Source organism: Paraburkholderia strydomiana, assembly GCF_031456815.1.
GTDB lineage: Bacteria > Pseudomonadota > Gammaproteobacteria > Burkholderiales > Burkholderiaceae > Paraburkholderia > Paraburkholderia caledonica.
In genome coordinates this window covers 25,101-38,793 of sequence record NZ_JAVDVL010000013.1, presented here as the reverse complement: position 1 = coordinate 38,793, position 13,693 = coordinate 25,101, and the positions used below count along the sequence as shown (strand labels likewise).

6 protein-coding genes are annotated in these 13,693 nt (G+C 62.7%); all 6 read right to left on the bottom strand.

What is annotated here, in order from left to right:
* Positions 1-12: 12 nt before the first annotated feature.
* A complete protein-coding gene (locus J2W46_RS27655) occupies positions 13-1,914 on the bottom strand; it encodes an extracellular solute-binding protein (RefSeq protein ID WP_310357986.1) in 1,902 nt (633 codons plus the stop codon).
* Positions 1,915-2,030: 116 nt separating this feature from the next.
* Positions 2,031-2,804 carry an energy transducer TonB gene (locus J2W46_RS27650; protein ID WP_310357982.1) on the bottom strand — a complete coding sequence of 258 codons (774 nt, stop codon included), beginning with the start codon at positions 2,802-2,804 and terminating at the stop codon, positions 2,031-2,033.
* Positions 2,801-3,220, bottom strand: coding sequence for an ExbD/TolR family protein (locus J2W46_RS27645; RefSeq protein ID WP_027777380.1), 420 nt, complete (start codon positions 3,218-3,220; stop codon positions 2,801-2,803). Before J2W46_RS27645 ends, J2W46_RS27650 begins: the two co-directional genes overlap by 4 nt.
* Positions 3,221-3,245: 25 nt before the next feature.
* Positions 3,246-3,857, bottom strand: a complete 612-nt coding sequence (locus J2W46_RS27640) for a MotA/TolQ/ExbB proton channel family protein (protein WP_020069917.1) — start codon at positions 3,855-3,857, stop codon at positions 3,246-3,248.
* Between the two features lie 112 nt (positions 3,858-3,969).
* On the bottom strand, positions 3,970-6,672 hold the full coding sequence (locus tag J2W46_RS27635) for a TonB-dependent receptor plug domain-containing protein (protein ID WP_214878863.1): 2,703 nt from the start codon (positions 6,670-6,672) through the stop codon (positions 3,970-3,972).
* A 1,052-nt stretch (positions 6,673-7,724) separates the two neighbouring features.
* The gene (gene uvrA / locus J2W46_RS27630; protein WP_374726875.1) at positions 7,725-13,640 is read right to left on the bottom strand and encodes an excinuclease ABC subunit UvrA; all 5,916 of its coding nucleotides are present in this window, start codon (positions 13,638-13,640) and stop codon (positions 7,725-7,727) included.
* Positions 13,641-13,693: the final 53 nt, after the last annotated feature.

Here is a 13,693-nt window from a genome sequence, read left to right as displayed (position 1 = left end):
TTTCCGATGAACTCAATGTGACGCGGCCTGCCGTCTGGCGAACCAGTAGTCGATAACCCAATCCTCGTACTGGTACGAGGCCGGCACGATCTCCGGAAAGCCGAGCGTGGCCTTGTAGCCAATGCGCGCGCCCGGCGCGTAATACTCGGGCACGAGGTAATAGGAGTTGATCAGCACGCGGTCGAGTGCGCGGGTTGCCGCCTGCAGATCGTCGAGCGTGGTCGCGGCGAGCGCGGCATGGATCAGCGAGTCGACTGCGGGCGAGCGGATCCCCGGGTAATTCTCCGAGCCCACCTGCGAGGCCGCCGCGCTGCCGAAGCGGCGCGCGAGTTCCACACCGGGAATGGTGACCGGCGGATAGATATACGTGGTCATGTCGAACTCGAAGTTGTCGATCCGCTTCTGATACAACGCACTGTCGATCTCCCGCAGATGCGCCTCTATTCCGAGGTTCGCCAGCGCCTGCATATACGGAAGAATCAGCCGGTCCATGCCGGGCTGATCGTCGATGATCTCGATCTTCATCGGCGTGCCGTTGGCGTCGCGCAACGCGCCGTCGCGATAGTGCCAGCCTGCTTGCGCGAGCAGATCGCGCGCCACGCGCAGATTGCCGCGCAGCGAATTCGGCGGCAGCGTGTCGGGCGGCTTCACCATCGGCCCGAACACTTCCGGCGGCAGACTTGCGCGGTACGGTTCGAGCAGCGCGAGTTCCTTCGCGCCCGGCATGCCGCTCGCACCGAACGGGCTCGCAGCGAAATAGCTGCCGGTGCGCCGGTACTGGCCGTAGAACATCATCCGGTTCATCCAGTCGTAATCGAACGCCATGGTCAACGCATGGCGCACCCGCACGTCCCGGAACATCGGCTTGCGCAGATTGATCAGCATGCCTTGCATCTGGGCGGGGCCATCCGCGAAATTGCCTTTCTTCAACACACCGTTGTCGAAGTTCTTGCCCACGTACTTGCGCGCCCATTGCGTCGCGCTGTATTCGACAATCGCATCGGCGTCGCCGGCCTTGAAGGCTTCGAGTTGCGTGTAGTGGTCGCGATACAGCTTGAACGTGATATGCGCAAAGCGGTACATGCCGCGCCTCGACGGCAGGTCCGCCGCCCAATACGCCGGATTGCGCCTGTACGTGATCTCCTTGTCGTTCTTGCGCGATTCGACGAGATACGGGCCGCTCGAAACCGGCACCTCGTTCGCGATCTGGTCGAACGGCGCGCGCGTGCCGTCGGCACGCATCCCCCATTTCGGCGAGAACACCGGCAGGTCGCCCGCAATCAGCGGCGCGCCGCGCTCGGCACGCCTGAATTCAAAGCGCACGGTGGCCCGATCGACCACGACCGCGCGCCTGATCACCGCGAATTGCGCATTGAACATCGGCGACGCCTGCGGGCTCGTCAACGTGTCGAACGAATATTTGACGTCGGCTGCGGTAATCGGATCGCCGTTCGAGAAGCGCGCGGCCGGGTTGATGTGAAACGTCGCCGACGACAGATCGGGCGCGACTTCCACGTCGTCCGCAATCAACGGATACTCCGACGCAAGCTCGTCCCAGCTTCGCTGCATGAGCGTGTCGAACATCAGGTGCAGCACGTCCGGCGCGGGTGCGCCACGCACGAGGAACGGATTCATCGAATCGTAGGTCTGCAACTCGTTGTAGTTCTGGAAGCTGAGCGTGCCGTCCGCAGGCGCGTTGGGATCCGCGTAGTCGAAGTGGGTGAAGTTCGCCGGATATCGGGGCTCGTCGTATTGCGATATCGATGGCCTCGCGTGCGCGGATGTCATGCCCAATGTGAGACCGAGGCCGAGCACGACGGCGCGCGCCCACAGCGAGGCCACGCTCGAGCCCGGCCGCGGCAGATATGCGAGCATGCGCAACGCGCGCGGCCAGCGAAACTTCACAGGTCTCATTTATTCCAAGCGCTAAAAGGTCGCGCGCCGGCTGCGAGCCGGCACGCGGTACGTCGAATCGCGCGAGGATGGTTCTGGCCATCGCCCGCGCTCCCTTCTCCACTGCGGTTGCGGCCTTACTGGTCGTCGTCGCTCGGTGCGGTCTTGAACGAGAACGCAACCTCGCCAACGTACGGCTCGGCATTCTTCTCGCAACGGTACGACCTGGCTGCCGTGATGACCGCGTCGTTGAAGACCGAGGTCGGCGGTGTCACGCGCACGATCTTTACGTCGCTGACGCTGCCGTCGGGACTGATCGACAGATGTGCGATTACCGTCGCCGACAGTCCCTCTTGCAACGCGCGGCGTGGAATCTGCGGCTGCACGGCCTGGCAGTGACCGCGTCCGTCGACCACGCCGTGTAACGCCGGCGGCGCCACCGGCGCGGGCGGAGCGGCAGGCGCCGTGGCTGGACCCGGCGTCGCGTTTGCCGTGGCGAGCGCGGGCGCATTCGCGCTCGGATTTGCGGCGGGCGCGATGTTCGCGGGTTTGGGCGTCGCCGACGGCATCGCCGGCGGCGGCTTCGGCGCCGGTTGCGGCTTGGGTTGCTGCTGTTTAGGCGGCGGTTTTACCGGCGTCGGCGCGGGCGGCGGCTCGAGCTTTTTCACCTCGGGCGGAGGCGGCGGTGGCGGCGGCGCCATCGTCACTTCCATGATCTTGCGCGGCGCGGGCGGCTCCTGCCTGAAGCTCACCTGCGAGAGCCCCGCGACGATCAGCAATTCGACGACGAGCGCGGCAGCGAGCGCAGTCTTCATGGACATGCGGCCATGATGCGCCGGATTGGACGACGCCCAGAGCGCGCCGCTCAGGCGGCTTTGCGGGTCTTTCATGTCGAGTACCGGAGAGCTCATGTCGTCGGATTGGTGGCGAGTGCAACCGAGCTGATGCCCGCCGCGCGCACGAGGTCCATCACCTTGACGATGTTCTTGTAGCTCGTGCCTTCGTCGCCCGCAATCGCCACGTCGACCTTCTTCGAATCATGCACGAGCCCTTGCAGATGCGCGGTCAACTCCGCGGGCGTGACCGGCTTCGCGTCGAGATAAATCTCGTCGGTCTTCGTGACGCCGATCGACACCTTGACCGTCTGCTGCAACTGCTCCGCCGTGCTCGATTGCGGCAGATCGAGCTTGATGCCCGCGCCCTGAATCATCTTCAGCGTGGCAAGCATGAAGAACACGAGCAGGAACATCATGATGTCGATCATCGGAATGATCTCGATGCGCGCCTTCTCTTCCGCGCCCAGGTAATGGCTGCGATGGTTACGCATGATCCTTCTCCTTGGAAACGGATGTTCAGGCGGCGAACCGCGACACGAGCAGCGACTTGATCAGATCGAACTGATTGACCGTCATCCGGATACGCTTGTTGAAGTAGTTCAGGAAGATCACGCAGATAATGGCGATCGTCAGGCCGCACGCGGTAGCCGTGAGCGCGTGGCCGATCCCGCCCGTCACGCCGTTCGGATTCGCGGTGCCGCTCGTGCCGAGCACGTTGAACGACTCGACCATGCCGATGATCGTGCCGAGCAGGCCGAGCAGCGGCCCGAGCGTCACCGCCGTGTCGAGAATCCACAGATTGCGGTCGAGGCGCGGCATCTGGAACATGATGGTTTCCTCCAGTTCGCGCTCCACCACCGCTTCGGGTTTGCCTTGCACCTTCAGCGCACTTTTGACCAGTTCGCCCTGCACGGTTGCTTTGTAGTGCTCGGCGACTTTCTGTGCGTCGGACAGATTGGCCGGCTCGACCATCTTCAGATCATGTTCGAGCGTCTTGCCCGCCTTGACCGCTCGCGAGAAGAACATGAAGCGCTCGACGATGATCGAGATGCCCAGCAGGAAGATGAAGGCCAGAACGGGAATCAGGCCCATCGATTGAACTGAATAGTTGATAAGGGTATTGAGCACGGGGAACTCCAGTTGCGTCTCTAACAAAGTTGGGCCGCTTCGGTCCCGAAGACGGGAGCCGAAGCAGCCGACCGACTAAACAGACTGCTTTTCAAAAACAGACATCGAGGACTTAGAAGCGGTACGTCGCGCCGACCTGGAAGAAGCGGCCGATGTTGGTGTAAAGCGACTGGTCGTAGCCGGTGATATCCGGTGTGGCCTGCCACTCGACGTCGAACGGCGGCTTGCGATCGAAGATGTTGTTGATGCCGCCGTAGATGGTCCAGTGCTTGAAGCCGCGATACGTGGCCATCAGGTTGAACTGGCTGTAGGACGCCACCGACAACGTGCCGCCGTCGCCGAATTCGGACGCCACCGCATTCGTGTAAGGGCCCGTGTACTGCCACGTGAGCGTGGTCGTGAACTTGCGATAGTCCCAGCTCAGGCTCGTGTTGCCCTTCCAGCGCGGGTTGCTCGCGCCGAACGGTTGCAGCAGCGCAAGGTTGTTACCCGCGAAGTCCTGCGTCGGTGCGCCGGGGCTGTTTAGCTTGAAGTGCCACACATAGGCCCAGTCGCCGGCGAGCGTGAACGTGCCGTACTTCGTGCCGACCGACTTGCGGAAGTTCATGTCGAAGCCGTCGGTGTCGAGCGAGCCGAGATTGACGAACTGTTCCTTGATGTAGGCGACCGTGCCGTCCGCATTGCGAATCACCGTCGACGGGTCGTTCGCGTTCATCACCGCATTCGGATCGTTGGTGCCGATCACGCCGTCGATGTGAATCTTGTAGAACGCTGCGCCGATATCGGTCGACGAATCCGGCGAGAGCTGGAAGCCGATGTTGTAGTTCTTCGTATGCTCGGGCTGCAGGTTCGGATTGCCATTGACCTGTTCAGTCGTAAAGCGCTTGGTCGACGAACCGCTCGGATCGTTCGGATCGACCAGGTTCTGGTGCGCAAGATAGGTTGCCTGCGAGTTTTCGACGAGCGTCGGCGCACGGAAACCGCGGCTATACGACGCGAATGCCGTGAGCGCCTGCACCGGCTGGAAGCGCAGCGCAAAGCTCGGCGAGAACGCGCCGCCGAAGTCGCTGTAGTGGTCGTAACGGCCCGCCTGCGTGAACGTCAGATTGCGGATGATCGGAATGTCGACCTGGTAGTAGACAGCGGCCACGTTGCGCTCGCCGTCGACCGTCTGCACGTTCGCCGGCGCGGTGATGCCCTGCACAGTGTAAGTGCGCGAATTGATCAGCGAACTCTCGTGGCGGAATTCCGTACCGAAGCCGACGCCGACCGGGCCGCCCGGCAGATTGAACAGATTGCCGGTCGAGGTTTTCGCCGTCACGCTGTCGAGCTTCGAGATAGCCTGTTCGTAGTCGTTCTGGAACACGCCGTTCAGCCCGTTAGGCGTGGCCGACGGATTCGCGAAGTCGTACACGCCGTTCTGCAGAATGTTCTCGACACCCGCCACGTTCAACATGTTTCTGTAGGTCGTGTCCACGGTGCTTTGCGAATGACCGTAGTCCGCAGACCAGTCCCAGTCGCCGAACTTCTGCGTGGTGAACGAGCCCTTCACGCCGGTCATCGCGCGCCAGAAGGTGGAGACCGTATCCGCTGAAATAGTGTTGGGGAACGTGTAGTTGATCTGCGCCGGTGCGCCGAACGGGTTGTACGGATTGGTCCCCGGAACGGTGCGCGACAGCGGCAGCGCGGAACCGGTGGCCGGATTGTAGGCGTTGGTTATGCTTGAAAGTGCCGCGGGGCCTTCGTTCTGCACGGTTTCGTTGCGGCTCACCCATAGGTCCGCGTAGGCCTGCACGTCGTCATTGATCTTGAAGGTGCCGCGCACCTTTGCGTTCAAACGCGTTGTAGACGGAACCAGCGAGGTCGTGCTCGCGGGATTCGATTTACACTCCGCGCCGCCGTCCGCCGACACGCTGCCGGGCGGGCATGGGCTGAGCGCGGTCTTGGTGCCGTCAGGAGCCGTCCAGTACGACTGCTGGTTCGGCCCGAGCGGGCCTGCGAGGCCGCCGGGGAACTGGCTGAAGTCCTGGTTGGCCGTCATCGAACGATCGGCGAGCGAGGAACCGGTGTCGCGGTAATAGCTCGCCGCAGCCGTTACGTTGAAGCGGTCGGAATTCAGATCGCCGAAGCCGCCGAGCACGCCGAAGTTGCCCTGCGCGTCGCCCGGATGCTGCGCCTTGCCCAGTTGGCCGTCGAACTGCAAGCCCTGGAAGTTCTTCTTCGTGATGATGTTGACCACGCCGGCAATCGCGTCCGAGCCGTACACCGACACGGCGCCCGTCTTCACGATGTCGATGTGATCCACCATATTGAGCGGGATCGAGTTGACGTCGAAGAACGTGTCGGTGAAGTTCACCGCCTTGCCGTAATTGGCGACGCGCTGGCCGTCGACCAGAACCAGCGTGTACTTTTCGCTCAAGCCGCGCAACGCGATGCCCCCACCGCCTTGCGCCGAGCTGTTCATGGTCGTTTGGCCCCAACTGCTGCCCGAGTTGGCGGACGTGCCGCGCAGAAAATCAGCCACGGTCGTGTAACCGCTTTGCTCGATTTCTTTCGGCGTGATGGTTTGCACCTCGGTATTGCCGACCTTATCCGACGTGCGGATCAGCGAGCCGGTAACTTCCACGCGCTGCATCTTCGTTACGTTGCCCGAGTCCGTCGCTGCCGGAGTGGCTTCCGACGTCGTAGTGGCCGCGGTATTGCCGGTCGTCGCCGGCTGGCTTTGTGCAAACGCCGGTGCGGCCATAGCCGCCGACAAGGCGAGTTCTGCCCAAAGCATCCTTTTAATGGCCAACGCCAATGCCCTTTGTTTCATTTTCCCCTTCTCACTTGTCAGTAAGACCACACCTGTTGTGCAAGAAAAGCCTTATGAACTTCCCTGCCCTTTTTACGACGACGGCGCACCACGCTTTACCGGATATGCCCAGCATTAGTGCAAATAAGTCCAAAACGATTAAATTGCGTTTAATCCAATCACTTTGCGAAAGGCGATACGAATCCAATTCAATCTATTGAATTGGACTACTAATTTACTAACAGAAATGAAAGCTTTTCTATTCGTGCAATGTTCATGTCGAGGTGAACCCGTCCGCTTTCGCGGCACGCCATTTTCGGCGCGGCTCGGCACATTCACTGAGACACAAACAATTTGGATGCCTAACTTTTCATCAACTCGCCAGCGTTCTGCCGAGGGCACTTCCGGTGCGAGCTTGCTTCTGCCCAGCTGATCTGTCAGTGAGTTGAAAGATTCACTGACTGGGGAACACTATTGCCACAGAACCGCCTGCGCGCAAGGCTCAGATCAAATTGCGCTGCATGTCATGCGGTGGCAGAAACATAGCAAGTCAGAATCACGTAGTCAAAATTTGTTTGATATAAGCAAATATTGTTTCGCGCACCACACTCACTGCTCGTCCGGCTGCTATGTCGCAGCTGGACCACGCCTCGAGGCGTCATGGCAAGCGATTAAGCATTTCGAGCGCGAGCGGAAGCGGCGGCCGAATTACGGACGCTTGACTTTCAAACAGGCTGGAAAACCGTGAAGAAGAGCCCGGTGCGCGTGTCCCACCAACGCACCAAGCGTTATGAAACACTCAATGGACAGGGACAATAACAAATCAAAATCGGTCGTCAAACTTTTTTTGATGGCATTGTTTCAATCTGGCACTGCCGGCCTTTTAGACGGGACGTTCTAAAGTTTTCCGAATTTGCTCGTGTGCCAACCCGGCTTGCGATATCCGACGATGTGACAGTGCACTAAACAAAACATTGTCTCGAACTAAACATGCTCTAGGGGAATGGAAAGGGCCCGCATCGCCTGGTCGGCAATGCGGGCCCTCTCTTTTGCTGCGCGACTCGAAGTTTCCGCTACCCGTTGGTGCCTTCGCCCGCTTGGACTTGCGCAGCGCGAGCGCCGCCATGTGCAGTACGGTCGAGCACAGGCTTCAACGCTGCGCCGGTGTGGCTCGCGCGAACCAGCACGATTCCTTCGGGGTCCGTAGCAGCGACGACTGTCCCGCCACCCACACCGCCTTCGGGACCGAGGTCGATGATCCAGTCTGCCTCGGCGATCACATCGAGGTCATGCTCGATCACCACCACGCTATGGCCGCCGTCAGCGAGACGATGCAGCACGCGAATCAACTTGGCGACGTCGGCCATATGCAGGCCAACCGTCGGCTCGTCGAGCACATACAACGTATGCGGCGGTTTTTGACCGCGCCGCGTAATGTCGTCGCGCACCTTGCTCAACTCCGTGACGAGTTTGATGCGCTGCGCCTCGCCGCCCGACAAGGTAGGCGATGGCTGACCGAGCGTGAGGTAACCGAGCCCCACGTCTTTCATCAACTGCAGAGGATGGGCAATGTTCGAGATCGGCGCAAAGAACTCGACAGCCTCGTCGATTTCCATGGTGAGCACGTCGCCGATATTCTTGCCCCGCCATGTCACTGCGAGCGTTTCCGGGTTGAAGCGCTGCCCGTGGCAGACATCGCACGGCACTTTCACATCCGGCAGGAAGCTCATGCCGATGGTGCGCACGCCTTGCCCTTCACAAGCCGGGCAGCGGCCCTCACCTGTGTTGAACGAGAAGCGCGATGCCGTGTAGCCCCGCGCGCGAGCTTCGAGCGTGCCGGCAAACAGCTTGCGAATTGCGTCCCACACGCCGATGTACGTTGCGGGACACGAGCGCGGCGTCTTGCCGATTGGCGTCTGATCGACTTCCAGCACGCGGTCGATGCTTTCCCAACCCGTGATCGAATCGCAGCCCTGCCACGCATGCGTGACGTTCAGCGGAGCACGTGGCGCGGTGCGCGCGAGCACGCTCGAACGGCGGTTCGCGGCGGGCTTCTCTTCTGCCGCCGCTCGCGCCCGACGCGTAGCCGGCGACGACAACACCGAGCGCCCAACTGCGTCGAGCAGGTTCGCCATGAGCACGTCACGCGCAAGCGTGGACTTGCCCGAGCCGCTGACACCCGTCACCGCGACGAGTCGCGACAGCGGAATGCCCACGGTGACGTTGCGCAGATTGTGCAGTTTGCCGCCGTGCACGGTCAGCCAGTTCTCGGGCACCGCCGCCGCGCGCTTGCCTGGCGCGACGACTTTGCGACGCGGCTGTAGCGGATGCACGATGGGCGTTGCGAGAAACTGCCCCGTCAGCGATTCGGGCTGCGCGGACAGATCCGCCACGCTGCCCTGCGCGATCAGCGTGCCGCCACGCTTGCCGGCGCCCGGCCCGATGTCGATGATGTGATCGGCCCGCCGGATCGTGTCTTCGTCGTGCTCGACGACCACGAGCGTATTGCCCTTGTCGCCGAGCTTGCGCAGCGCGTTCAGCAGGATCTGATTGTCGCGTGGATGCAGGCCGATGGTCGGCTCGTCCAGCACATAGCAGACGCCTTGCAGGTTGCTGCCCAGTTGCGCGGCGAGGCGAATGCGCTGCGCCTCGCCGCCCGACAGGCTCGGCGCTGCCCGGTCGAGGCTCAGGTAACCGAGCCCGACCTCTTCGAGAAACTGCAAACGGCTGCCGATCTCGCTGACTACGTCGCGCGCAATCTCAGCGTCGCGGCCTGTCATGTGCAAACCGTCGATCCACGCGCGCGTATCCGACACAGTCCACTGCGCGACGTCGGTAATGGCTTGCGCGTCGAACGTGACGGCTCGCGCCGTGGGATTCAAACGCGTGCCCACGCAATCCGGACACGGTTCGTCGACGAGACCTTCGGGTTCCTGCTCTTCCGACGGCAAACTCTGTTCGCGGCCACGATTGTCGTCTACGACGATCGTGTCGTCGTACGCGGCGCGTTGCTCGCGTGTGAGCGCGAGCCCCGTGCCCACACAGGTCGTGCACCAGCCGTGCTTGCTGTTATACGAGAACATGCGCGGATCGAGCTCGGGGTAGCTCGTGCCGCAAACCGGACACGCCCGCTTGGTGGAGAGCACCTTGACCGCGCCGAGCTTCGCGGTGGGCCGCCCGCCGTTTATTGCGTCATGCAGACCGTCGAGCGGCGCGAGCAGATGCATCACCCCCTTGCCGACTTCCAGCGTTTGATCGAGCGCGTGCCGCAGTTCCGCTTCGTTGTCCGCCGACACGATCAGGTCGGCAACCGGCAGTTCGATAGTGTGCTCACGGAAGCGGTCGAGCTTCGGCCACGGGTCCACCGGCACGAATTCGCCGTCCACCCGCAGATGCGTATTGCCGCGTGCCTTCGCCCACTTCGCGAGATCCGTGTACACGCCTTTGCGGTTGACCACGAGCGGAGCGAGGAAGCCGACGTGCTGCCCCTTATGGTCACGCAGCAATTGCGCGGCGATGGACTCGACGCTTTGCGACGTAACCGGTGTGCCGTCATGAATGCAATGCTGCAAACCGAGCTTCACATACAGCAGGCGCAGGAAATGCCACACCTCGGACGTGGTCGCCACCGTACTCTTGCGGCCGCCGCGCGACAGACGCTGTTCGATCGCGACCGTCGGCGGGATGCCGTACACGGCGTCGACCTCAGGCCGGCCGGCGGGCTGCACGATGGAACGCGCGTACGCATTGAGCGATTCGAGGTAGCGGCGTTGCCCTTCGTGGAAAAGAATGTCGAACGCGAGCGTCGACTTGCCCGACCCCGACACACCGGTGATGACATTGAACTTGCCATGCGGGATGTCGACGTCCAGCGCTTTCAGGTTGTGCTCGCGCGCGTTGACGATGCGTACGACGTCCTCGCCTTCGACGGCACGGCGCGCGCGCGCCGCGCTCAGCGCCTTCTGCAACGGAATGCCTTGCGATGCCTCCTCGGCAGGCAGTGCAGCCGCGCTCATTGCGCGGTCGTAGTGCAACAGCGCTTCGCCGGTATGCGATTCGGGGCAGCCCTTGACGTCTTCCGGCGTGCCGGCGCACAACACGCGGCCACCGCCGTCGCCGCCCTCGGGACCGAGGTCGATGATCCAGTCCGCCGCGCGAATCACGTCGAGATTGTGTTCGATCACGATCAGCGAATGGCCGCTTGCCAGCAGCTTGCCGAACGCCTGCATCAGCTTGGCAATATCGTCGAAATGCAGGCCCGTGGTCGGCTCGTCGAACATGAAAAGCCGTTGGGCGACTGCCTGCTTCGCGCCGCGCGCGGTGCGCGCCTGCGCGGATTCAGCGAGAAAGCCCGCGAGTTTGAGCCGCTGCGCCTCGCCGCCCGACAACGTGGGCACCGGCTGGCCGAGCTTCACGTATTCGAGGCCCACATCAACGATAGGCTGCAGCACGCGTAATACTTCGGCGTCCTTCGAAAAATAGGCGGCGGCTTCGCTGACGGTCAGTTCGAGCACGTCTGCGATGCTCAACGCACGCGCGGGTTCGCCGCGCTCGATCTTCACTTCGAGCAGTTCGGCGCGATAACGGCGGCCGTCGCAGTCCGGACAGCGCAAATACACGTCGCTCAAGAACTGCATTTCGATATGTTCGAAGCCCGAACCGCCGCACGTCGGGCAGCGCCCGTCGCCGGAATTGAAGCTGAACATGCCTGGGCCATAGCCGCGTTGTTGCGCAAGCGGCGCCTTCGCGAACAGCTTGCGGATCTCGTCGAACGCGCCGACGTAGCTCGCCGGATTGGAGCGCGCGGTCTTGCCGATAGGCGACTGGTCGACGAGCACGACGTCGGTGACCTGGTCCGCGCCGGTCAGGCTGCGAAATGCACCGGGTGACTCGGTGGCGAGACCGAAGTGCCGCGCCATGGCCGGATACAGCACGTCTTGCAGCAACGTGGATTTGCCGGAGCCCGACACCCCTGTTACGCAGACGAGCCGTTGCAGCGGAATCTCCACCGTCACGTCGCGCAAATTATGTTCGGTCGCGCCTTCGAGCACGATGCGAGGCGTGCTCGCGTCGACCGGGCGCTGCGACCAGTGCGCCGCGTCCGCCACGTGCCGGCGGCCGCCGAGATATTCGCCGGTGAGCGTGCCCGACGAGCGGATGGCCTCGGGCACACCGTCGTAAATGATCGAGCCGCCCCGCTCGCCCGGCCCCGGCCCCATGTCGATCAGGCGATCCGCCGCCAGCATGACCGACGGATCGTGTTCGACCACCACCAGCGTATTGCCCGCGTCACGCAGGCGATGCATGGCTTCGACGATACGGTTCAGATCGCGCGGATGCAGGCCGATACTCGGCTCGTCGAGCACGAACAGCGTTTTCGTGAGCGACGTGCCGAGCGCCGTGGTGAGATTGATCCGCTGTACTTCGCCGCCCGACAGCGTGCGGCTTTGGCGGTCGAGGGTCAGGTAGCCGAGCCCGACGTCGCACAGGTATTTGAGGCGTGTGCGCACTTCGGCGAGCAGCAGCTTGAGCGCGTCGTCGAGCAAAGCGCTCGGCAAACTGATTTCGTCGAAGAAGCGGCGGATGCGCTCGATCGGCATCAGCATCAGGTCGTGCACGGTGAGACCGGACAACGCTTCGAGCTGAGCGCGGTTCCATTCGACGCCGCGCGGCATGAAGCGCTGTGCGGGCGTCAGCACGTCGTCGGCGTTCTTCTTGCTGCCGAGACGCCAAAGCAGCGATTCCGTTTTCAGGCGCGCGCCGCCGCAGGTTTCGCATGGCGTGTAGCTGCGGTATTTCGACAGCAGCACGCGGATATGCATCTTGTACGCTTTCGATTCGAGATATTCGAAAAAGCGTTTGACGCCGTACCAATGGCTTTGCCACTTGCCGTTCCAGTCAGGCGAGCCGTTGATCACCCAGTCACGCTCGGCGTCCGTGAGTTCGCCCCACGGCGTGCCGCGGCGTATGTCGGCCTTCGCCGCGTAGCGCATCAGATCGTCCTGACACTCCTTCCACGCCGGCGTTTGCATGGGCTTGATCGCGCCGTCGCGCAGCGTCTTGCGCGCGTCTGGAATCACGAGACCCAGGTCGACGCCGATCACGCGGCCGAACCCACGGCAGACCTCGCACGCGCCGTACGCCGAGTTGAACGAGAACAGCGCCGGTTGCGGATCGGCGTAGCGCAGATCGCTCTCCGGGCTGTGCAGTCCTGTGGAGAAACGCCAGATTTGCGGCTCGGCTTGCTGTGCCTCAGGCGCCTGCTGGACCTCGGAAGCCGGCGGCAGCACGTAGATATTCACGCGCCCGCCGCCGCGCTTGAGCGACGCTTCGATCGCCTCGACAACGCGCTGCTTGTCCGCCTGGCGCAGGCGGAAACGGTCCGCGACGACGTCCAGCAGTTTGCGTCTGCCGGTAGGCGACTCGACCTCGCGCTGCGCCTGCACGCGCGTGTAGCCGCTCGCCGACAGCCATTGCTCCACTTCCTGCTCGGACGCCGACTCCGGCAATTCGACCGGGAACGTGACGACAAGCCGCGGATCGTCCTTTTCCGTGCGTTCGAGCAGCTCGGCGTAGATCGTTTCGGGCGTGTCGTGACGCACCTGATGCGCCGTCTTGCGGTCGAACAGTTCGGCCGCGCGCGCGTAGAGCAGCTTCAGGTGGTCGTTGAGCTCCGTCATGGTGCCGACGGTGGAGCGCGAACTACGCACCGGATTGGTCTGGTCGATCGCGATGGCGGGCGGCACGCCGTCGACCCGGTCGACTTGCGGCCGGTCCATGCGATCAAGGAACTGCCGCGCGTACGCGCTAAACGTTTCGACGTAGCGCCGCTGCCCTTCCGCGTAAAGCGTGTCGAACACGAGGCTCGACTTGCCGGACCCGGACGGGCCGGTAACGACCGTCATTTCGCCGGTTTTCACGTCGAGATTGACGTTTTTGAGGTTGTGCTGGCGCGCGCCGCGAATCTTGATGATGCCGTTGGATGACAATTTTTCGACCGTCTGAATGAGTGGGCCACCTCTCACGGACGCCTCGCGACCGC